The organism is Microbacterium sp. LS_15, assembly GCF_041954735.1.
Taxonomy (GTDB): Bacteria; Actinomycetota; Actinomycetes; order Actinomycetales; family Microbacteriaceae; genus Microbacterium.
Window position 1 is genome coordinate 48,836 of record NZ_JAVAYD010000002.1, and the last position, 21,066, is coordinate 69,901.

A 21,066-nucleotide genomic window follows, 5' to 3' on the forward strand; every position below is an offset into this window, starting at 1 on the left:
GATGGGAGAGACCGATGATCGCGCGCGCAGAAGACTCTCCCGGAAGGTCCCGCGCTGGGCGATCGTCGCGGTGCTCGCCTTCGCGGGCCTCTGCTCGTCGTTCATGTTCACGCTCGTGGTGCCTCTGCAAGCGGAGCTCCCCCGGCTGCTGAACGCCTCCCGTGAGGACACCACGTGGGTGGTCACGATCACCCTCCTCGTCGCCGCGGTCGCGACGCCGATCTCCGGTCGGCTCGGCGACATGTACGGCAAGCGCCGTGTCGTGATCGTGCTTCTCGGCCTGCTCATCGTGGGTTCGCTGATCGCCGCCCTGTCGGGCTCGATCGTCGGCGTCATCATCGGCCGCGCGCTGCAGGGCGCCGTCACCGGCGTCGTCCCGCTCGGCATCGCGATCATGCGCGACGTGCTGCCCTCGGAACGCCTCGGCACGGCCGTCGCACTGATGAGCGCGACGATGGGCGTCGGGGGCGCGATCGGGATGCCGGTGGCGGCGCTGCTCGCTGAGAACGCCGACTGGCACTGGCTGTTCTGGCTCGCCGCCGGCCTCGGCGTCATCGGCCTCGTACTCGTGCTGCTCGTCGTCCCGGAGGATGTGCTGCGCTTCCCCGGCCGCCTCGATGTGCTCGGCGCCATCGGGCTCGCGAGCGGCCTCACCGGCATCCTGCTGTTCGTCTCCCGTGGTGCCGAGTGGGGCTGGACCGCCCCGCTGACTCTCGCGAGCATCATCGGCGGTGTCGCCGTGCTGCTGATCTGGGGCTGGTACCAGCTGCGCACCGATGACCCGCTGCTCGACCTGCGCGTGGCCGCCCGTCCCGCCGTGCTGTTCACGAACATCGCCGCGATCGGCATGGGCTTCGCGCTGTTCGCCTCGAACGTCACGTTCCCGCAGCTCCTCGAGATGCCCGTCGCGACGGGGTCGGGCTTCGGTCTCGACATGGTGTCTGCGGCGCTCGTCATCATGCCGGCCGGACTCGTGATGATGGTCATCTCTCCGCTCTCCGGATGGCTCGAGCGCACCGTCGGACCCCGGCCGCTCTTCACGGTCGGGGCGGTGGCGATCGTGCTCGCCTACGTGTTCGTGCTGCTGTGGTCGAGCGAGGTGTGGCACATCCTCGCCGCCAACCTGCTCATCGGCGTGGGAATCGGCTTCACGTTCGCCGCGATGCCGATGATCATCATGCGCTCTGTGCCCGCGAACGAGACCGGAGCCTCGAACGGTCTCAACGCGCTCTTCCGCTCGGTCGGCACGTCGAGCGCCTCCGCGGTCATGGGCGGCGTGCTCGCGGCGATGAGCGTCGACGTCGGCGGGGTCGCGGTGCCGACCAGGGCGGCGTTCGACGTGTGCTTCTGGCTCGCGATCGCCGCCGGGCTCGTCGCGGTCGTCCTGTCGCTGTTCATCCCGCGGCAGCGCGCGAGCGAGCAGCATCCCTCGCTCCCGGGCTGAGTGCCCGAGGGCGGACGGAGTCGCGCTGCGCGTCGCAGCGTTCGCGTCAGAGCACGCGCGGGTCGGGGTCACCGGGGCGCGGCGGGCGCAGACGCGTCGGGATCGGCCACGGCAGCACGTACTGCTGCGCCGGGGGACGGTTCACGTCGCCGAAGTCGTCGATCTTGACCACGATGCGACCGGGTGCGGCCTCGTCGTCTGGCGTGACCTCGAGGATGCGCACCCGCAGCGGTCCGCCCGCCTCGTCGTCGAGCACCCAGGGATCGGCGAGCCAGGCGATCCCCCGGTCGTCGAGAGCGGCCTCGGCGTCGAGCCAGTCGGTCGGGTCGGAGCACACCCGACCGAGCACGTCGACGGCGACCCAGTCGTCGCCGGAGGGGTGGATCCAGCCCAGCAGCTCGCCATCGTCTCGGCGATGCGGGGTCCAGTCGGTGCGCGGCATCCTTCGATGCTAGCGAGCCGGTGTCGCCGGGCGCCGGTCGTGCCGGCGGGGGGCTAGTGCGTGTACTCCATCAGCTCGACCCCGAGCACGCGGAACGCGTCGTGCGCCCGAAGTCGATGTGTGATCGAGAGGTCGTCGAAGCACACGATCAAGGAGTAGGCGACACCCGCGCGCGGACCGGCGAGCACACCGGCCTCGGCACGCACACCACGGTCCCGGCCGGTCTTGTTGATGAACAGCAGGCCGTGCGCGTCGTGGTCGTGGGCGAACGGGTCGAGGCCGGTGGCGGCCGCGACCAGGCTCAGGTCCTGGTTGAGGCTGAGCCACTCCGACACCTGAGCGCTCACCGGCGCCCCGACCACCTGCGAGTTGACGAGAGCGGAGAAGAGGCCCGCGAACTCCCTGGCCGAGCCGACGGCGACCTGCGGGGCGTCGTCGGGGCCGCGTTCGTCGCGGAACCGGTCGAGAAGCGCGGTGCGACGCAGGCCGAGGTCTTCGATGCGCTGCCGCACGCGGTCGTGGCCGACGCGGGTGAGCAGGGCGTTGACGGCGATGGGGTCGCCGGCCGTCGCCGCGAGCACCGCGAGGTCTTCGAGCGGCAGCGCGGGGGCGTGCAGATGACGCCACACGCCCGAGGTCGAGACCGAGTCGACGGCTGACCGGTCGACGATCTCGAGCGGATCGAGCGCGCCCGACTCGAACGCCGCCGCGACCTCGATCAGCAGCGGGACGACGCCGAGACCCGCGACCGGCATCGTGACGTGGTCGTCGCCGGCCAGCACGTGCACGTGGCTGTCGAGATCGACGACGTGCACCGAGACCTGCGCTCCCGCATCCGCGAGCTGCTCCAGTGCTCGGAGCGTCGACGTGAACGAACGACGCCCCTCGGCAGCGCGCCGCGGCAGGCGGCGTCCCGCTCGCTGGGAGCGGCGCAGCGAGGCCAGAGGAGGCCCATCGAGAGGCTCGGGAGCGCCCACGCGTGATCCTTACAGGGGGGTCGGATTGGCGGGATGCCGAGGCTCGCGGCCCACGGCACGGATATCGTAACCCCCGGGGGTGAGGATGCCCTACAGACGACGATGATCGGTCACCAGAACGTCACATACCGGACGGCAGGGCACCCCCGACGGGTGTGCGGGTCGCGCGGAGCGGCGCGACCCGGCGATCACCAGATGGTGACGCGAGAGTCCTCGGGCAGCCACAGCGCATCGCTCCCCGTCACGCCGAACGCCTCGTAGAAGGCGTCGATGTTCCGGACGATCTGGTTGCAGCGGAACTCGTTGGGCGAGTGCGGGTCGATCGTGAGCAGGCGCAGCGTCTCGGCCTCGCGGCTCTTCTGCTGCCACACCTGCGCCCACGAGAGCAGCAGTCGCTGCACCCCGGTGAGGCCGTCGATGACCGGCGCCTCTCCACCGCCCAGCGACAGCTCGTAGGCCTTCAGCGCGATGCCGAGACCGCCGAGGTCGCCGATGTTCTCGCCGATGGTCAGGGCCCCGTTCACGTGGTGCTCCGCATCGAGCCCTTCGGGCACCAGCTCGTCGTACTGCGAGATCAGCGCCGCGGTGCGCTCCTCGAACGCCGCGCGATCGGCATCCGTCCACCAGTCCTCGAGCTTGCCGTCGCCGCCGTAGCGGCTGCCCTGGTCGTCGAAGCCGTGGCCGATCTCGTGTCCGATCACGGCGCCGATCCCGCCGTAGTTCGCGGCAGCGTCGCGCGAGGCGTCGAAGAACGGGTACTGCAGGATCGCCGCCGGGAACACGATCTCGTTCATGAGCGGGTTGTAGTACGCGTTGACCATCTGCGGAGGCATGTACCACTCCGTCCGATCGATGGGCTTGCCGACCTTGTCGACGTTGCGGTCGTGCTCGAAGATCGCCGCGCGACGGACGTTGCCGAACAGGTCGTCGCGGTCGATCGTGAGCGTCGAGTAGTCGCGCCAGACCTCGGGGTGACCGATCTTCGGCGTGAAGGCGTCGAGCTTCGCGAGAGCGCGCTCGCGCGTCTCGGCCGTCATCCACTCGAGGTCGGTGATGCTCTGCCGGTACGCCTCGATGAGGTTCGCGACGAGCTCGTCCATCGCGGCCTTCGCCGTCGGCGGGTAGTGCCGTTCGACGTAGACCTTGCCGATGGCCTCGCCCAGCGCTCCCTCGGTGACCGAGACACCGCGCTTCCACCGCTCGCGGATCGTGGGGACGCCGGTGAGCTCGGTGCCGTAGAAGGAGAAGTTCTCCTGCACGATCTCGTCGGTCAGGTAGGGGGCGGCGGCGTGCACGACCTGCGCGCGCAGCCAGGCCTTCCAGTCGTCGAGGCGGTCGGCGGCGAGCAGGGTGCCGAGCCCCTCGAGGAAGCTGGGCTGGTAGACGACGGCCTCGGCGAAGGCGCCGTCGTTGTTCGGGGCGACGGCCTCGCGCCAGGGCGTCAGGTCCACTCCGACGAGCGCCTGGATCTCGTCCCAGGTCTTGAGGTTGTAGGTCGCGACCGCGTCACGGCTTCGGACGTTGTCCCAGTGGTGTGCGGCGAGCTCGCCCTCGAGGGCGATGGAGCGGTCCGCCTGCGTCGCGGCGTCCGCGACCCCGGCCAGGGCGAGCAGGCGCTCGAGGTGGGCCCGGTAGGCCGCACGCGTGCCCTCGAAGGTGTCGAGCCGGTAGTAGCTCTCGTCGGGAAGCGAGAGACCGGACTGCACGAGGAACGGCACGTACCGCTCGGGGTTGCCCGGATCGGGCTCGATGTAGAGGCCGATCAGGTGGGCGCGACCGTCGCGGTCGTACGCGCCGACTGTGCGGAGGAATGCCGCGACGTCATCGATCGCGTCGATCTCGGCGAGAGTGTCGGCCAGCGGCGAGACACCGGCCGCGGCGATGCGCTCGGTGTCCATGAAGCTCGCGAAGAGATCGCCAATCTTGCGGGCGAGCGTGCCGTCCTCGGCATCCTGCGACTCCTCGATGATGGTGCGCACGTCTTTCTCGGCCTGCTCGGCGAGGAGGTGGAACGAGCCCCACCGCGCCTTGTCGCCGGGGATCTCGGTGCGCGCGAGCCACGCTCCGTTGACGTGGCGGTACAGATCGTCCTGCGGACGGGTGTCGGAGCTGAACTCGGAGGTCTCAAGGCCAGAGGGGAGCACGTCGGTCATGCGACCAGCCTATGCGGGCCTCCGACATCGGCGGCGGACGCGTCGCTCACTCGGGCCGCTGGGCTCGGCGACGACGGCGGAAACGCCGCCGACGCGGCTCGTCGGATGCCGGAGCGGATGCCGCGGCGGAGCGCGCGGCCCGTCGCTCGCGCCACGCCTGCACCTCGGCATCGACGTCGCGCGTCGCCGTGACGACGGGCGGCCCGCCCTGCAGCTGGCGTCGAGCCTCGATCACGCGCCGGTTGAAGTCGTCGAGGACGGAGCGCACGTCGTCTTCCCGCCCGAGCAGGTCGAGCTGCGCGTCGAGCTCGCGATCCTCGGTGCGGAGCATGATCGCGGGCGGGCCGAGCCCCGTGAGGTTCTCGGTCTCGATCTTGCGCCGGATCCACCAGTCCGGGTCGTGGTGCGCTCCCAGCCCCTCGATCGGCTTGCCCGCACCGGGCAGGTCGTCGAAGTCGCCGCGGCGGATCGCGACCTGGATCGCCGACTCGATGAAGGCCGCCCGGTCGACAGCCGCGGCGGCGCCGGGAGTCGTGGCGACGCGGGACTCCTCGTCCCTTTCGTCGGCCTGCCTCTGCGCGCGGTACCTCGCTGCGGCCTCTCGTGGATCCGTCATGGCGCACCTCCGTGCCTCCGGTCCTCTCCACCCTAGAACGCGAAGCACGCGCACGCGCACGCGCACGGGGCGGGCGTCGGTGGCACCCCATAGGCTCGGAGGATGACCGGGCGCACCCTCAACCGCGAGATCCTGCGGCTCGCGGTTCCGGCGCTCGGGGCGCTGATCGCCGAGCCCGCCTTCCTCATCGTCGACGCCGCGCTCGTCGGCCACCTCGGCACGACACCGCTCGCCGGCCTCGGTATCGCCGGGGCCGTGCTGCAGACGATCGTCGGTCTCATGGTCTTCCTCGCCTACTCCACGACCCCTGCCGTCGCCCGTCACTTCGGCGCAGGGCGCCCGGGCGACGCCGTGTCGGTCGGTGTGAACGGCATGTGGCTCGCGCTCGCCCTGGGCGCGGTGCTCGCTGCGGCGGGAGCTGCCTCCTCGCCGTGGCTCGTGTCGCTGTTCGGCGCGAGCGAGGCCGTGTCTGAGCAGGCCAACGCCTACCTCGTCGTGTCGATGTGGGGTCTCCCGGCGATGCTGATGGTGTTCGCCGCGACCGGTCTGCTGCGCGGGATGCAGGACACGGTGACGCCGCTGTGGATCGCCGGTCTCGGCTTCGGCGCCAACGCCCTGCTCAACATCGTGTTCATCTACGGTCTGGGCTGGGGCATCGCCGGGTCGGCCGCCGGCACCGTCGTGGCGCAGTGGGGCATGGTCGGCGCGTACGTGCTGGTCGTCCGACGACTGGCCGCGAAGCACCGGGCGTCGCTGCGCGTGCAGCGCGAGGGTCTCGGACGCACGGCGCGCTCGGGCGGCTGGCTGTTCCTGCGCACCGTGAGCCTGCGCGTCGCGCTGCTCGCGACGGTCGCCGTGGCGACCGGGATCGGCACGTCAGAGCTCGCGGGCTGGCAGATCGTGTTCACGATCTTCTCCGCAGCCGCGTTCGCCCTCGACGCCCTGGCCATCGCCGCACAGGCGCTCATCGGCAAGGAGCTGGGCGCCGGCGATGAGCAGCAGGTGCACCGCGTCCTGCAGCGCACGGTCGCATGGGGTGTGTGGTTCGGCGTGATCGTCGGCGGTGTCATCGCAGCCCTGTCCGGCGTTCTGGGCATCGTGTTCACGGGTGATGCGGAGATCGCGGCACTCGTGCAGCCCGCACTCCTCGTGCTCGCGGTGGCGCAGCCGATCGCCGGCGTGGTGTTCGTTCTCGACGGCGTGCTGATGGGGGCGGACGACGCCCGGTACCTCGCGGTGGCCGGCGGGCTCAATCTCGTCCCCTTCCTCCCTGCCCTCTGGATCATCGCCGCGACCGGCGTCGACGGCACTGCCGGGTTGATCTGGCTGGCCGTCGCGTTCTTCGGCGTGTACCTGCTCGCCCGCCTCGCGACTCTCGAATGGCGCGTGCGCTCGGGCCGCTGGGTGTCCGCAGGCGCCTGATCCCTCGGCGGTCCCCTCCTGCACACCTCCACTTCGGAGAACGATGTTCACAGACCCCGGAGTTTTCCGGGATACAGCGTCCGAACGGCTCGCGCCGCCCTGCATCATCGAGGGACACTGAAGGGATGCTGGGGATGAACGAACCACAGGTGTGGGCACTGATCGGCGTCTTCGCGGCGGGGATGTGCGGCACGATCACGCTGGTCGTGACGATGTTCGTGCGCATCATGAAGACGGAGTTCGCGAGCGTGCGGAACGAGTTCACGAGCGTGCGGAACGAGTTCGCGAGCGTGCGCAGGGAGATGGCGCTCGGCTTCGAGGCCGTGAGAACGGAGTTCCGCGCCGTGCATGGCCGCATCGACGCCATCGATCGCGACGTCAACGCGATCTACCGTCACCTCTCCGGCATCGATCGCAGCTGACCGCCGAGGCCGGACAGGCGACTCCGGAGCGGATCCGCGGCTCGGCTCAGGCCGCGTGTCTCCGGCACCACTCGTACATGATGACGGCGGCCGCGGCGCTCGCGTTGATCGAGCGCGTGGAACCGTACTGGGTGATCTCGATGTGGGCGGATGCCGCGGCGAGCGCCTCCGCCGACAGCCCAGGCCCCTCTTGCCCGAACAGCAGTACGCACCGCGAAGGGAGCTCGGCACGGTCGACCGGCACGGCGCCCTCCACGTTGTCGACCGCGATGATCGGCAGCTCCTGCGTGCGCGCCCATGCGGCGAAACCGTCGACGTCGTCATGATGCACGACGTGCTGGTAGCGGTCGGTGACCATGGCTCCGCGCTTGTTCCAGCGACGCCGACCGATGATGTGCACCGTGTCGGCGAGGAAGGCATTGGCGCTTCGCACGATCGACCCGATGTTCATGTCGTGCTGCCAGTTCTCGATCGCGACGTGGAACGGGTGTCGGTGCGTGTCGAGGTCGGCGACGATCGCCTCCATGCGCCAATAGCGGTACCGGTCGATGACGTTCCGCGTGTCGCCGGTGGCGAGCAGTTCGGGGTCGTACTGTGCTCCCTCGGGCCATGCGTCCTCTCCCCCGGGCCAGGGTCCGACGCCGTAGCCGGGTTGGGGTGAGACCGCGTCGCCGTCGGTCGATCCACGCGGCACGGGGTGCTCGGAGAGGGGCTGCTCGTCCATTCCGTCAGGGTATCCCGCGCCTCCCCCGGTCATATTTAGGTACACCGAAATATCCGCTACGATTTCGGCATGCCGAAAAATGACGTGCTCCCGACGCCGACGTCGCGCGTGACCCCGACTCGCAGCCTGTGGCTCTTGGGGCCCGCCCTCGTCGCCGGGGTGGCGTACCTCGACCCGGGAAACGTCGCCAGCAACATGACGGCGGGCGCCCAGTACGGCTACCTGCTGGTCTGGATCGTCGTCGTCGGCAACGTCATGGCCTGGCTCATCCAGTACCTCTCCGCGAAGCTCGGCGTGGTGACGGGGCAGAGCCTGCCGCAGGTGCTCGGCGCGCGCATCCGGCGCCCCTGGGCCCGCCGCGCCTACTGGCTGCAGGCCGAGCTCGTCGCCATGGCGACCGATCTCGCCGAGGTGATCGGGGGCGCGGTCGCGCTCAATCTCCTCTTCGACGTGCCGCTGCTCCTCGGCGGAGTCATCACCGGCGCCGTCTCGATGATCCTGCTCGCCGTGCAGAGCCGTCGCGGCCCCCGTCCGTTCGAGTTCGTCATCATAGGCCTCATGGCGATCATCACCGTGGGCTTCGTCGCCGGCCTCTTCATCGCCCCGCCCGACCCGTCCGGAGTCGTCGGCGGCCTCGCGCCGCGCTTCGAGGACACCGGGTCGGTGCTCCTCGCCGCATCCATCCTCGGGGCGACCATCATGCCGCACGCGATCTACGCCCATTCGTCGCTCGCCCGCGACAGGTTCGGGTCCGCGGCTGAGCACGCACCGACCGAGGCCGCGCGCACCGAGACCTCCCGCATCCGCCGCCTGCTCAGCGCGACCCGGTGGGACGTCTCGATCGCGATGCTCATTGCGGGCTCGGTAAACCTCAGCATCCTGCTGCTGGCCGCGGCGAACCTCGCCGGCGTCGAGGGAACCGACTCGCTGGAGGGTGCGCACGCGGCTCTCGCCGCCGGACTCGGTCCGGTGGTGGCGACGTTCTTCGCCGTCGGTCTGCTCGCCTCCGGCCTCGCCTCCACGTCGGTGGGCGCGTACGCGGGAGCCGAGATCATGCACGGGCTGCTGCGCGTGCGCATCCCGCTGCTCGCCCGACGGCTCGTGACGCTGATCCCGGCGCTGGTGATCCTCGGAGTCGGCGTCGACCCGACGCTCGCCCTCGTGCTGAGCCAGGTCGTACTGTCGTTCGGCATCCCGTTCGCGCTCATCCCGCTCGTGGCTCTCACCGCCCAACGGCGCACGCTCGGCGCGTGGGCCAACCGCACGTGGACGACCGCCGCCGGCGTGATCGCCTCCGTTCTGCTCATCGCGCTCAACGGCGCGCTGCTCTGGCTGGTTCTCACGGGAGCCTGAGCCGCCGACAGCGCAGAGCAGGCAGAGGAGAGCAGAGCAGAGAGCCGGCTCTCCGCCGCCGATTAGGCTCGATGACATGTCTGCCGATTCCGCGCGCCGCACTGTCCGCATCCTCACGTGGGTCGGGCTCGCCACCGGTGTCATCGGCGGCCTGCTCGTCGCCTTCCCGAAGGTGCTGCCCGTCGGCGGCCCGTGGGTGCAGCTCGCGCTCGGCGTCGCGACGCTCGTGCTCGCCTTCCGTGCGCGCAAGATCGGGATCGCCGAGGTCGAGGGCTTCGACGGGCGTCTCTCCCTGTTCGCGGCACTGCTCGGGTTCCTCGTGGTGTTCTTCGCGGGTCAGGTGGCCTTCGGGATCCTCGTCGCGGTCGCCAACCCCTGACTCACGGCCGCCCGAAGGGGCTCGCCTAAGCTGGAACAGTGGCATCCCCGGCAGCAGACGACTACCTGAAGACGGTCTACGCGCACACCGAATGGCAGGACGCGCCGATCACCCCGTCGGTGCTCGCGGCGAAGCTCGGCATCGCGCCGTCGTCGGTCACGGAGATGGTGAAGAAGCTCGCCGCCGCGGGTCTGGTCTCGCACGTGCCCTACGGGGCGGTGCGATTGACGGATGCCGGGACGCAGCGAGCCCTCGCCATGGTGCGGCGTCACCGGCTGATCGAGACGTGGCTCGTGCAGGAGTTCGGCTACGGCTGGGACGAGGTGCACGACGAGGCCGAGGTGCTCGAGCACACCATCAGCGACCGCCTGCTCGAGGGCATCGACGAGCGTCTCGGACGCCCGCGGTTCGATCCTCACGGCGACGCGATCCCTGATGCGGACGGCATCGTCGACCGGGAGCCGTTCGTGCTGCTCGCCGACGCGCCGGCCGGTCACACCGGTCGCGTGCTGCGCGTCGACGATCGCGACCCCGAGCTGCTGCGCACCCTCGATGCGCTGGGTCTGGTCGTGGCGGCGACGGTCGAGACGACGGCATCCGGCATCCGCCTCGACGGCGCCGACGTGGAGCTGCCGGCGGGAGCGGCCGACATCGTCTGGCTGACCGCCTAGCGCCCGGCTCGGGCCGCCAGGAGACTGTCACCTCCCGGCAACACGCGCCCAATAGGCTGTGCACATGGGACACCGCGACGACATCGAGTGCTGGCTGACCGACATGGACGGCGTGCTCGTGCATGAGAACACCGCCATCCCCGGCGCCTCCGAGCTGCTCGCCGGATGGGAGCAGAACGAGATCCCCTACCTGGTGCTCACGAACAACTCGATCTTCACGGCACGCGACCTGTCGGCGCGACTGCGAGCCAGCGGACTCGTCGTGCCCGAGGAGCGCATCTGGACCTCGGCGCTCGCGACGGCGGACTTCCTCAAGCAGCAGCTGCCCGGTGGCTCGGCGTTCGTGATCGGCGAGGCGGGCATCCTCACGGCCCTGCACGAGGCCGGGTTCATCATGACCGAGACGGCCCCCGACTTCGTCGTCGTCGGCGAGACGCGGAACTACTCCTTCGAGGCGATCACGAAGGCGATCCGGCACATCAACAAGGGCTCGCGCTTCATCGTGACGAACCCCGATGCGACCGGTCCGTCCGCCGACGGAGTGCTGCCGGCGACCGGCGCGATCGCGGCGCTCATCACGAAGGCGACCGGCAAGGAGCCCTACGTCGTCGGCAAGCCCAACCCGATGATGTTCCGGTCGGCCCTGAACAAGATCGGCGCCCACTCGAAGAAGACCGGCATGATCGGCGACCGCATGGACACCGACATCGTCGCGGGCATCGAGGCCGGTCTGCACACCGTGCTCGTGATGACCGGCATCAGCGACGAAGCCGAGATGCAGAAGTACCCGTTCCGCCCCGACGAGGTCGTCGACTCGGTCGCCGACCTGCTGCCCACGGTCACCGAGTCGATCCCGACGCTCGACGAGGACTGACATGGGCGCGCTCGACGACGGCGAACGGATCTCGGCAGCGGATGCCGCGACCTGGCGCGCCTGGCTCGAGCAGAACCACGAGCGCACGGCCGGCGTCTGGCTGCTGAGCGTGCGAGGCCGATCCACGGGCGTCGGCTATGACGACGCCGTGCGCCAGGCGCTGTGCTTCGGCTGGATCGACGGACCCGTGCGCACCTTCGACGACACGACCGTCGGACAGTGGTTCAGTCCGCGCCGACGCGGGAGCGGGTGGGCGGCGACCAACAAGGCCCGGATCGCGGAGCTCGAGGCGACGGGGCAGATGGCGCCCGCAGGGATCCGGGTGCTCGAGGCCGCCCGCGCCGACGGATCGTGGACGGTGCTCGACGGCCCCGAGGCGGGAGTCGAGCCGCCGGAGTTCACGACGGCATTGGATGCCGTGCCCGCGGCGCGCGCGAACTGGGACGCGTTCCCCCCGTCGGTGAAGAAGTTCGGCCTCACGCACATCGCGATGGCGAAGCGACCGGAGACCCGAGCATCCCGCATCGCCAAGATCGTCGCCGACGCGGCGGAAGGGAGACGCCCGTGAGCCAGTCCGACCTGCTGTTCCTGGTGCTCGTCGTCATCATGTCGTCGTCGCTCATCGTGCTCGTCGTGCAGTTCGTGCGCTCCCGCCGACGCGGACCGGGTGCCGGCGAGGGCGACGGCCGCGCGGGCTGGTGGGAAGGCCCGTGGGAAGACGACGACCGCAGGCGCTGAGGTTCCCTCGTGGCTCGGTGAGCGAGCAGAGCGAGACGAAGCGCGCGGGATTCCTCACGACTCCCTGCCCGCACGGCTGCACGCCCGCGCCGCTCAGCTCAGCGTGAGGCTCCGCACCGACGCCACCGGCTCCGGCATCCGCAGCGGACCGCGACCCGGTGTGATCGTTCCGAGGATGCGCGCATCGCGCGCGCCCGTCCCTCCCGGAGTGACCGCAGCCACGCCGTGCATCGTGCACCAGCCGATGAGCGCGAAGAGGATCGCCTCCTTGCTGTCGACGGGCGCGCCGAGCTCGTCGGCGAGCACGACCTCGACTCCGGGCAGCGCATCGCGAAGCCCCTGCAGCAGGAGCGGGTTGTGGCAGCCGCCACCCGACACGGCGAGGAAGCCGATGCCTGCCGCACGGACGTCTCGGGCGACGGTGCGCACCGTGAGCTCCGTGAGCGTGCGGACGAGATCGGGTGCCGAGATCTCCCGTCCCTGACGACGAGCATCGTCCACGTGGGAGCGCACGTAGTCGAGGTGGAAATGCTCCTTGCCCGTGCTCTTCGGAGCGGGCAGCGCGTAGTACGGGTCCGCGAGCAGGGCGGCGAGCAGCACGTCGTCGACCGACCCGGTCCGCGCGATCGCAGCATCGGCATCGTAGCCGCGAGGATCGAGTCCCTCGGAGACGACGACGGCGTCCACGAGCGCGTTGGCCGGACCGATGTCGTAGGCGGTGAGCCCGTCCGGACCGACCACGGTCATGTTGGCGATGCCTCCGAGGTTCACGGCTGCTGAGACGCCCGCGCGGTCGCGGAGCAGCAACTCGTCGAGGAACGACACGAGCGGTGCGCCGTGCCCTCCGACGGTGATGTCGCGGATGCGCACGTCCGACACGACCGGAGCTCCGACGCGCTCGGCGATCCAGGCCGCCTGACCGATCTGCAGGGTGCCGAGCGCGTGGTCGCCGTCGACCCAGTGGTAGACGGTCTGACCGTGGGTGCACACGGCGTCGACTCCGCCGACGGCCTCGGATGCTGCGGCAGCGACCTCCGCGAACGCCTGGCCGATCAGTGTGTCGAGCTCGCACACCTCGGCCAGCGTGGTCTGCGCGGGCGGGAGGGCGGCGACGAGGCGGGCGCGCAGCGCGGTCTCGTACGCAACGCTGTCTTCGTGGAGCACGATGCCGTGCAGAGCTCCCGCCTCCTCGCGGAAGTCGACGACCGTCACGTCGATCCCGTCGTGCGAGGTGCCGGAGAGCAGTCCGAGTACGCGCATGAGTGTCCTTCCCGCTGCGTGAGTGTTGTGATCCGAGCCTACGGGGAGTTTGTTAGGGATGTAGGCCGAACGTCGCGGGCCTCTTCTGCACGCGCCTGGCTCATCCTGGGTTATCCCCCGCTCGGGGAGACGAGCGGTCGGGCCGGGCGAGCGGTCACCGGGTACCAGCTAACATTCTGCGGAACCTACTGGGGTCGCGTCAGAATAGGAGCATGTTCGTGTCCGCAGGAATCATTGCGGTCGTGCTCAGCGCGGTCGGCATCGTGGTGACACTGGGCTCGAGCATGTTCCTTGGCTTCGCGTGGTGCGTGCGTCGGACGGATGCGGTCGAACGCAGGCTCAGCGCCCGGATCGACGAGGTCGAGCACAAACTCAGCGCCCGGATCGACGAGGTCGAGCACACACTCAACGCCCGGATCGACGAGGTCGAGCACACACTCAACGCCCGGATCGACGAGGTCGAGCGCACACTCAACGCCCGGATCGACGAGGTCGAGAGAAGTCTCACCGACCGGATCGACGCGGTGGGACACGAGACCACAGAGGTGAAGATCGCCGTCGCCCGCCTCGAGGGTCCGGTGCCGCGCCTGTTGACCCGCGCCCGCTGATCGTCGCTCCGAGAAGCCCGAGGACGATCAGCGCAGCACGAGGGCGGCCGCACCGATGAGCGGCCCCTCGTCGCCCAGCCCCGACCGCACCACGCGGGTGCGACGGGAGTACTCGTGCGCGGCGCTCGCCGTCAGAGCTGCCTGCACCAGGTCGATGTAGTCGGCTGACACCCGGGAGAACCCGCCGCCGATCGCGACGACATCGAGGTCGACCAGGGTGGCCGCGTCGGCAAGGGCCTGCCCGACCGCCGTCGCCGATCGCTCGATCGCCGCCCGGGCGACGGCGACGCCTGCCGCGGCATCCCTGGCGAGATCCTCGCCGGTCGACCCCGTCCAGCCCTGCTGCTGCGCCCACGCGGCGCTGGCAGGTCCGGAGGCGATCTCCTCGAGCGTGAGCCCGCCCTCGCGGCGAACCTGGCCGAGGTGACCGGCGTTGCCGGTCGCGCCCGGGATGTAGGCTCCACCCACGACGAAACCGCCGCCGACGCCCGTCGACACGACGATCGACAGCGACGCTCCGGCGCCCTGCGTCGCTCCGAGCCATGACTCCGCGAGCGCGAGGGCGCCGCCATCGTGGCCGAGCACGGTGCGCACCTCCGCACCGCGGATCGCGGACGCTGCGGTGTGCACGGATGCCGCGAGGCCGTATCCGCGCGCGAGCGGCATGTTCACGGGCAGGATGGCGCCGGCGGAGCGATCGATGGGTCCGGCGCTGCCGACTCCGGCGCCGACGAGCTCGGCGTCCGCCGGCAGCGGCGCCAGTGCGTGCGAGACGACCGCGGCGACCGCGAGATCCAGCGAGGGGAACGTCGCTTCGCGACCCGTGGCCTGGCGGCTGCGGCTGCCGTCGACGAGCGTGCCGTCCTCGCGGACGAGCGCGGCCTCCATCTTCGTGCCGCCGATGTCGACGGCGAGAGCGTAACGGGTCACTGGGGGTCGAGCCCGAGGTCGTCGAGGTCGAAGGCCGCTCGCCATTCGAGACCCTCGGCTTCGATGGCGGCCTGTGCCCCGGTCTTGCGGTCGACGATCACGGCGACGGCGACGACTTCGGCGCCCTCCTTGCGCAGCGCCTCGACCGCCTTGAGCGCGGACTGCCCGGTGGTGGACGTGTCTTCGAGCACGACGACGCGCGTGCCCTTCACATCGGCGCCCTCGATCTGACGGCCGCGGCCGTGGTCCTTCGGCTCCTTGCGCACGACGAAGGCGTCGAGCGGACGATCCGTCGCGACCGAGGCGTGCAGCACCGAGTTCGCGATCGGGTCGGCACCGAGAGTCAGGCCGCCGACGGCTGCGACGTCGAGGTCGGCGATGAGGTCGAGCATGATCCGCCCGATGGCCGGCGCTGCGCGGTGGTCGAGCGTGAGCTTGCGCATGTCGACGTAGTACGTCGCCTTCTTGCCGCTGGAGAGGGTGAAGTCGCCGTGGAACACCGCCTCGTCGGTGATGAGATCGAGGAGTGTCTGGCGGTCTGCGTCGAGTGCGGTCACGGCATCCAGTGTAGGAGGCAAGCCCTAGGCTTGACGCATGCGCTTGGCCACCTGGAACGTCAACTCCATCCGCACCCGCGTGACCCGCACCGTCGAGTTCGCCGTCCGAGAGGACATCGACGTGCTGGCGATGCAGGAGATCAAGTGCAAGCCGGAGCAGTTCCCCTACGGCCCGTTCGAAGAGGCCGGGTACCACGTCGAGGTCCACGGCCTGAACCAGTGGAACGGCGTCGCGATCGCCAGCCGCCTCCCCGTCACCGACGTGCGCACGTCTTTCGACGGGATGCCTGGCTTCGCGAAGGGGCACGAGGGGCCCGATGCACCGCTCGAGGCCCGCGCGCTGGGCGTGCTCGTCGACGGCGTGCGCGTGTGGAGCCTGTACGTGCCTAACGGCCGTGCGCTCGGCGATCCGCACTACGCCTACAAGCTGCACTGGCTCGACGAGTTGAAGAAGTCGACGGCCGCGGAGCTCGCCGCGAACCCCGACCTGCCGCTCGCGCTCGTCGGCGACTTCAACATCATCCCGTTCGATGGCGACAACGGCGACCCCGACATCGTCGAGGGTGTCTCCACGCACGTCTCCCCGCCCGAGCGCGAGGCCTTCTTCGCCCTCGCCGACGCCGGCGTGAGCGACGTCGTGCGGCCGCTGCTGCCCGAGGGGTACACGTACTGGGACTACCAGCGCCTCAAGTTCCCGCGCAACGAGGGCATCCGCATCGACTTCATCCTCGGCTCGAAGACGCTCGCCGATGCGGTGACCGGCGCCTCGATCCACCGCGAGGAGCGCAAGGGCGAGCAGCCCAGCGACCACGTGCCCGTCGTCGTCGAGCTCGACAACAGCCGCCTCGGGACTGCCGCCGGGGAGGACGACGACGACCTCCCGATGATCTTCTCCTGACGGTCGCGTGACCCTGCGCCTGATCGCGACCGACCTCGACGGCACGCTGCTCACGTCCGCGTCGGAGGTGAGCGCCCGCACGCGCTCGGCTCTCGATGCGGCGCGCGAGCGCCGCATCCACGTCGTCCCGGTCACGGCCCGGCAGCCCATCGGTCTGCGGGCAATCGCGTCCGGTGCGGGCTTCGACGGCTGGGCGCTGTGCAGCAACGGCGCATATGCGACGCACCTCACCGAGGGCAGGATGCTGTTCGCCGAGGAGCTGCCGGCGGAGACGATCCGGACGCTGGCTCAGGCATTGGGCGACAGCATCCCCGATCTGCTGTTCGCGAGCGTGCGAGAGGGCGGGGAGACGTTCGTGGCCCAGCACGGCTACGCAGCGATCGCGGACATGTCGGACCACAAGCGCGACCCGGCGTCGATGGGCGGCGTCGACCTCGCCGAGGTGCTCGCAGCTCCCAGCCTGAAGCTCGTCATCCGGCACCCGGAACTCGCTCCCGCTGCCGTCTTCGACGCCCTGCGGGCTCTCGGGCTCACCGGTTTCGAGGCCACTCTCTCCGGAGCGCCCTTCGTCGAGATCATGGCCGAGGGCGTCACCAAGGCCACGGGACTCGCGCGGCTCTGCGAGCACCTCGCGATCGACCGCGCGGACGTCGTGGCTTTCGGCGATGCGCTGAACGACGTCGAGATGCTGCGCTGGGCCGGTCACGGGGTCGCGATGACCAACGGCCTGGATGCCGCGAAAGCTGCCGCCGACGAGACGACCGCGTCGAACGACGATGACGGGGTGGCTCGCGTCATCGAGCGGATGCTCGCCACGGCCTGACCCCGGGACTCGACGAACCCGGCCGCCCTCGCGGGACGACCGGGTTCGCGGGGTGATCCGGTGTCAGCTGTGCGCGCGTCGACGACGCACGAGCACGGTGCCCACGACAGCGAGGAAGAGCCCCGCGAGCAGTGCCGTTGCGGGGAGCTCATTGCCCGTGGCCGCGAGACGATCGGGATTCGTCGCCGAACCGCGTGCGGCTCCGGTCGACGGAGCAGCGACCGCGGCGGTGACCTGAACGGCCGCGCTCGCCTGGATCGCACCTCCCGCACCGAGCGCGACCAGTGTGTGCACGCCGGCGGGAGCGGAAGCCGGAATGCGCAGCGTGCCGCTCAGCCGTCCGCTCTGATCGGCGGTGAGCGATCCGAGGGCGATCGGGTCGGAGTGCAGCTCGAACGCTACGACCTCACCCGCGGAGAATCCCTCACCCACGACCTGGATCGCGCCGCCGGCGCGCACGGTGGAGGCCGTGAGGGACAGCGCGGGCCTCGGCTCGGGCTCCGGCGCGACCGTGTCGACAGTGAGCGCGAAATCCACACCCGTCACGGACTGCCCTGGCACAACGGTGATCGGAGTGGCCTCCTGCGCAGTGTCCACGCCGTCGAAGTACTGGGACTTCGCCGTGATGCTGCCGTCGGCGAACTCGATCCGGGCCTTGAGGATGTACGGCCCCTTCGACACGTGCATCGTGTACGCGCCGGTGACGGCGTTTGCGCCGATCGTGCGCACGTTCTGACCGTTCTGCCACGCCTCGACCCAGATCTGTGAGGGCGCCGCGGAATCGACGGTCACCGTTCCCGTGATCGTGGCGGACGGCTCGAGCATCGGATCGATGCCTGTGACCTCTTGACCGGCGGCGACCGTGACCGCGGTCGCCGTCTCCCAGATCTCCGCATCATCCCAGTACTCCTGCTTGAGTCCGGTCGATCCGAAAAGCAGCTTGTACGATCCCGGCGGAACCGCGATGCGATACGACCCGTCGAATTCCGTCCACGCGCCGGGGATATCGATGAGATCCAGCTCTGCTTCGTAAATGGTGACGAGAGCGAGGAGCGGCTGCCCGTCAATGGCCCGCGTCACGGTGCCGCTGATGAATCCCGCGACCTCGAGCGCAGCGTCCACGCTGCTCACGGTCTGCTTCTCGACGACGGTGACGAGCTTTGCAGCACCCCACGCGTACGCGTCTCTCCAGTACTCCGGAACGAACTCCTGGGCGGCGTCGGCGAAGCGGACGCGGTAGGACCCCGCGGGAAGCCCGCCGAGCGTGTAGCGTCCGGACGCGTCCGTGGTCGTCTGCCCCACGATCTCGTCCTGATCGTCGAGTGCCTGCACGAACACGTTCGCGAAACTCGAACCGTCGGCGGAGCGGGTCACCGTTCCCTCGACGGCCCCTCCCTGGTCGAGCGACGCGTCGATCCCGGGGACGACCTCGCCCACTCCGACGACGACGGGGGTCGCCTGATCGTAAACAAACGCCCCCTCCCAGAACTCGCGCTTCAGATCGGTGCCCTCCGGGAAGAAGCTGACGACGTACGACCCCGCCGCGAGCCCGGGCAGCGTGTACGCACCCGTCGAGTCGGTCGTGGTGGAGGCCCACGTCGGGCCGTCGGCCGAGACGGTGACTCCCGCGACGGGTGACCCGTCGTCGGCGCGCGCGACAGTGCCGCTGATCGAACCGACCGGGTCGTCCGCCGCCTCCGCGGCCGTGGTCACGCCGCCGAGGGCGAGCGCGAGAGCCGCAGCGCCTCCGAGAACAGCCCGAATGAATGCGCGTCGTCGCGCCATGATCCCACCCTCCGAGAGAAGGTCGGCCGCGCGGTGGGACACCGCGACGAACGACCTCGAACAACGCGCCGATGACTCGGCGACTTCACCCTCGAATCTAGGGGTTCGTGCACAGGAGAGGAATAGTCGAGACGAAAGAGATACACGAGTCAGCTAGTCCTCGAACGTCCCGACTTCGGGCGTGCGGTCGGTGCGGCCGTAGCGGAACAGCGTCACGCCCTCGGGATCCGTGACCGGCGTCTCGAGCAGCTCGAGCACCGAGGGCAGGGCGTCGTCGCGGAACACCTTCTTGCCGGCCCCGAGCAGGATCGGGTACACCCAGAGGTTGAGCTGGTCGAACAGCCCCTCGGCGAGCAGGGTGTGCACGAAGTCGATGCTGCCGATCACGTGCACCTCGCGGTGGCGGGAGCGCAGGGCGGCGACCTCGGTCGCGAGGTCGCCGCCGACGCGCGTGCTCCCCGCCCAGTCGAGGGCCCGATCGGCATCGCGGGTCGCGACGTACTTCGGCACTCGGTCGAACAGCTGCCCGATCTCGCCGGACGGGCCGTCGGTGTGCTGCGGCCAGTACGCGGCGAAGATGTCGTACGTTCGGCGGCCGAGCAGCAGGGCGTCGAGCTGCTGCATCCCCTCCGTCACCTGGGATCCGACACCCGACGACGGGTAGCCTGCCTGCCAGCCGCTGAAGGCGAAGCCGGCCGACGTGTCTTCGCCGACACCGCCCGGCCCCTGGGCGACGCCGTCGAGCGTGGCGAACAGGTCGATCACGATGCGTCCGGTCATGAGAGTGCTCCTTCGCACGGGAAACAGCGGTGCTACACGAGAAGGGATGCGCCCAGCGGCGCGATGTGGAACGTGCGGGCGAACGACTCGAGGTGCGAGACATCGCCCCGTACGACGGCGAGCACGTCCTGCGCGATCGCCTCGTCCGGCGTGATCGCGCCGGCGATCAGCCGACGGATGCCGGGACCGGCGACGATCACGGCATCCGGCTCTCCTTGCGGCTGCCGCGCGTCGGCGGCGGGGGCGCGCGGAGCAGGAGGGGAGATCTGCGCGACGACGAGGTCTCCCCCGCGCACCGATGCGCGGAGCGCGACGTCGCCGACGTGCAGCTCGTACTCGGCGTCGGCGGCGGCGTCCGCCTGGAATGCCGTGCGCAGGGCCATCGTGAGCGAGTCGGGCGTGACGACGTCGCCTTCTCGGGGGTCTCCCATGGTCTGGAAGCCCCAGCGCCCGAGCTCGAGGATGACGGACTCGAGCGCCTGCCCGTACGGCGTGAGCTCGTAGGCGAGGCCGCGCCGCAGCGGGATACGGCGTACGACGCCGCCGTCCTGCAGTTCCTTGAGCCGGGAGGACAGGATGTTGGTGGGGATGCGCGGCAGGCCCTGCTTGAGGTCGGTGTACCGACGGGGTCCGACGAGCAGATCGCGGACGATGAGCAGCGCCCACCGCTCCCCGATCAGCTCGACGGCCGTCGTGACCCCGCAGTATTGGCCGTAGCTGCGTGCCGCCATCAGGATGCGGCGTTCTGCTCCGCGGCGTGATCGGCCACGTGGTCGGGGCCGTTCTCGGCGGCCTCGGGGGTCATGTAGAGGAAGCCGAGCGAGTTGCCGTCGGGGTCGTCGAGGTCGCGCGAGTACATGAAGCCGTAGTCCTGGGCAGGCCGCGACTCGACGCCGCCCGCGGCGAGGCCCTTCTCGAGGATGGCGTCGACCTCGTCGCGCGAGTCGCGGCTGAACGAGACCGAGACCTGCGCGACCTGGTTCGGGTCGGCGATCGGCTTGTCGGTGAAGGTCTGGAAGAACTCGCGCTTGAGGACCATGAAGTAGATGTCCTTCGACCAGACGACGCACGCGGCGTTCTCGTCGGTGAAGTTCGGGTTGATCTCGCAGCCGAGGGCCGTGTAAAAGGCCTTGGCGCGATCGAGATCGGTGGTGGGCAGGTTGACGAAGACACTGGTCACGATGACTCCTTTGTCGTGGGTGATGATGCT

The 21,066-nt window shown here is 70.1% G+C and carries 24 protein-coding genes; 12 read left to right on the forward strand and 12 right to left on the reverse strand.

Features of this window, described 5'->3' with window-relative positions; all coding sequences use genetic code 11:
* The first annotated feature begins 1 nt into the window (after window position 1).
* Window positions 2-1,444 (forward strand): MFS transporter, encoded by a 1,443-nt coding sequence (locus RAC69_RS04340; RefSeq protein WP_375085374.1) that lies wholly within the window; start codon window positions 2-4, stop codon window positions 1,442-1,444.
* Window positions 1,445-1,490: 46 nt separating this feature from the next.
* Here RAC69_RS04340 and RAC69_RS04345 read toward each other — a convergent pair whose 3' ends face one another.
* From RAC69_RS04345 to RAC69_RS04360, 4 genes are all read right to left on the reverse strand, one after another.
* Window positions 1,491-1,886: a hypothetical protein gene (locus RAC69_RS04345; RefSeq protein ID WP_375085375.1), complete on the reverse strand. Its 396-nt coding sequence runs from the start codon at window positions 1,884-1,886 to the stop codon at window positions 1,491-1,493.
* A 53-nt stretch (window positions 1,887-1,939) separates the two neighbouring features.
* A complete protein-coding gene (locus RAC69_RS04350) occupies window positions 1,940-2,863 on the reverse strand; it encodes a serine hydrolase (RefSeq protein WP_341933192.1) in 924 nt (307 codons plus the stop codon).
* Window positions 2,864-3,051: 188 nt separating this feature from the next.
* Window positions 3,052-5,016, reverse strand: coding sequence for a M13 family metallopeptidase (locus tag RAC69_RS04355; protein WP_375085376.1), 1,965 nt, complete (start codon window positions 5,014-5,016; stop codon window positions 3,052-3,054).
* A gap of 46 nt (window positions 5,017-5,062) precedes the next feature.
* Window positions 5,063-5,632 (reverse strand): DUF1992 domain-containing protein, encoded by a 570-nt coding sequence (locus tag RAC69_RS04360; protein ID WP_375085378.1) that lies wholly within the window; start codon window positions 5,630-5,632, stop codon window positions 5,063-5,065.
* 102 nt (window positions 5,633-5,734) lie between these two features.
* Here RAC69_RS04360 and RAC69_RS04365 point away from each other — a divergent pair, with 102 nt between their 5' ends.
* Together RAC69_RS04365 and RAC69_RS04370 are read left to right on the forward strand one after the other, a co-directional pair.
* A complete protein-coding gene (locus RAC69_RS04365; protein WP_375085379.1) occupies window positions 5,735-7,054 on the forward strand; it encodes an MATE family efflux transporter in 1,320 nt (439 codons plus the stop codon).
* 134 nt (window positions 7,055-7,188) lie between these two features.
* Window positions 7,189-7,476, forward strand: a complete 288-nt coding sequence (locus tag RAC69_RS04370) for a hypothetical protein (protein ID WP_375085381.1) — start codon at window positions 7,189-7,191, stop codon at window positions 7,474-7,476.
* A 46-nt stretch (window positions 7,477-7,522) separates the two neighbouring features.
* Here RAC69_RS04370 and RAC69_RS04375 read toward each other — a convergent pair whose 3' ends face one another.
* Window positions 7,523-8,200, reverse strand: coding sequence for a TrmH family RNA methyltransferase (locus RAC69_RS04375; RefSeq protein WP_375085383.1), 678 nt, complete (start codon window positions 8,198-8,200; stop codon window positions 7,523-7,525).
* Between the two features lie 69 nt (window positions 8,201-8,269).
* Between RAC69_RS04375 and RAC69_RS04380 the strand changes: the two genes are divergently transcribed.
* The 6 genes from RAC69_RS04380 to RAC69_RS04405 all read left to right on the forward strand — a co-directional run bounded on the left by RAC69_RS04380 (window position 8,270) and on the right by RAC69_RS04405 (window position 12,215).
* The gene (locus tag RAC69_RS04380; protein WP_375085384.1) at window positions 8,270-9,553 is read left to right on the forward strand and encodes an Nramp family divalent metal transporter; all 1,284 of its coding nucleotides are present in this window, start codon (window positions 8,270-8,272) and stop codon (window positions 9,551-9,553) included.
* A 76-nt stretch (window positions 9,554-9,629) separates the two neighbouring features.
* A complete protein-coding gene (locus RAC69_RS04385; RefSeq protein WP_341933185.1) occupies window positions 9,630-9,932 on the forward strand; it encodes a hypothetical protein in 303 nt (100 codons plus the stop codon).
* 38 nt (window positions 9,933-9,970) lie between these two features.
* Window positions 9,971-10,603: a metal-dependent transcriptional regulator gene (locus tag RAC69_RS04390; protein WP_375085385.1), complete on the forward strand. Its 633-nt coding sequence runs from the start codon at window positions 9,971-9,973 to the stop codon at window positions 10,601-10,603.
* Window positions 10,604-10,667: 64 nt separating this feature from the next.
* A complete protein-coding gene (locus tag RAC69_RS04395; protein WP_341933183.1) occupies window positions 10,668-11,477 on the forward strand; it encodes an HAD-IIA family hydrolase in 810 nt (269 codons plus the stop codon).
* A gap of 1 nt (window position 11,478) precedes the next feature.
* On the forward strand, window positions 11,479-12,045 hold the full coding sequence (locus tag RAC69_RS04400) for a YdeI family protein (RefSeq protein WP_375085386.1): 567 nt from the start codon (window positions 11,479-11,481) through the stop codon (window positions 12,043-12,045).
* Window positions 12,042-12,215: a hypothetical protein gene (locus tag RAC69_RS04405; RefSeq protein ID WP_375085387.1), complete on the forward strand. Its 174-nt coding sequence runs from the start codon at window positions 12,042-12,044 to the stop codon at window positions 12,213-12,215. The genes RAC69_RS04400 and RAC69_RS04405 overlap by 4 nt, the downstream gene beginning before the upstream one ends.
* Before the next feature lie 93 nt (window positions 12,216-12,308).
* On the opposite strand, the gene RAC69_RS04410 is transcribed toward RAC69_RS04405, so the two are convergent.
* Window positions 12,309-13,475, reverse strand: a complete 1,167-nt coding sequence (locus tag RAC69_RS04410) for an anhydro-N-acetylmuramic acid kinase (RefSeq protein ID WP_375085389.1) — start codon at window positions 13,473-13,475, stop codon at window positions 12,309-12,311.
* Window positions 13,476-13,687: 212 nt separating this feature from the next.
* On the opposite strand from RAC69_RS04410, the gene RAC69_RS04415 reads away from it, so the two are divergent.
* Window positions 13,688-14,083, forward strand: coding sequence for a hypothetical protein (locus RAC69_RS04415; RefSeq protein WP_375085391.1), 396 nt, complete (start codon window positions 13,688-13,690; stop codon window positions 14,081-14,083).
* Between the two features lie 27 nt (window positions 14,084-14,110).
* Here RAC69_RS04415 and RAC69_RS04420 read toward each other — a convergent pair whose 3' ends face one another.
* A complete protein-coding gene (locus RAC69_RS04420) occupies window positions 14,111-15,013 on the reverse strand; it encodes an ROK family protein (protein ID WP_375085392.1) in 903 nt (300 codons plus the stop codon).
* Complete coding sequence (pyrE, locus tag RAC69_RS04425; RefSeq protein ID WP_375085393.1) at window positions 15,010-15,570, reverse strand: orotate phosphoribosyltransferase; 561 nt, start codon at window positions 15,568-15,570, stop codon at window positions 15,010-15,012. The genes RAC69_RS04420 and pyrE overlap by 4 nt, the downstream gene beginning before the upstream one ends.
* A 37-nt stretch (window positions 15,571-15,607) precedes the next feature.
* Here pyrE and RAC69_RS04430 point away from each other — a divergent pair, with 37 nt between their 5' ends.
* Window positions 15,608-16,468 carry an exodeoxyribonuclease III gene (locus tag RAC69_RS04430; RefSeq protein ID WP_375085395.1) on the forward strand — a complete coding sequence of 287 codons (861 nt, stop codon included), beginning with the start codon at window positions 15,608-15,610 and terminating at the stop codon, window positions 16,466-16,468.
* A 7-nt stretch (window positions 16,469-16,475) separates the two neighbouring features.
* Window positions 16,476-17,291 carry a Cof-type HAD-IIB family hydrolase gene (locus RAC69_RS04435; protein WP_375085397.1) on the forward strand — a complete coding sequence of 272 codons (816 nt, stop codon included), beginning with the start codon at window positions 16,476-16,478 and terminating at the stop codon, window positions 17,289-17,291.
* A 63-nt stretch (window positions 17,292-17,354) separates the two neighbouring features.
* Here RAC69_RS04435 and RAC69_RS04440 read toward each other — a convergent pair whose 3' ends face one another.
* From RAC69_RS04440 to RAC69_RS04455, 4 genes are all read right to left on the reverse strand, one after another.
* Window positions 17,355-19,076: a collagen binding domain-containing protein gene (locus RAC69_RS04440; RefSeq protein WP_375085399.1), complete on the reverse strand. Its 1,722-nt coding sequence runs from the start codon at window positions 19,074-19,076 to the stop codon at window positions 17,355-17,357.
* 153 nt (window positions 19,077-19,229) lie between these two features.
* Complete coding sequence (locus RAC69_RS04445; protein WP_375085400.1) at window positions 19,230-19,856, reverse strand: dihydrofolate reductase family protein; 627 nt, start codon at window positions 19,854-19,856, stop codon at window positions 19,230-19,232.
* Between the two features lie 32 nt (window positions 19,857-19,888).
* Complete coding sequence (locus RAC69_RS04450) at window positions 19,889-20,587, reverse strand: winged helix-turn-helix transcriptional regulator (RefSeq protein ID WP_375085402.1); 699 nt, start codon at window positions 20,585-20,587, stop codon at window positions 19,889-19,891.
* Window positions 20,587-21,036, reverse strand: a complete 450-nt coding sequence (locus RAC69_RS04455; protein WP_375085404.1) for a VOC family protein — start codon at window positions 21,034-21,036, stop codon at window positions 20,587-20,589. Before RAC69_RS04455 ends, RAC69_RS04450 begins: the two co-directional genes overlap by 1 nt.
* Window positions 21,037-21,066 lie beyond the last annotated feature (30 nt).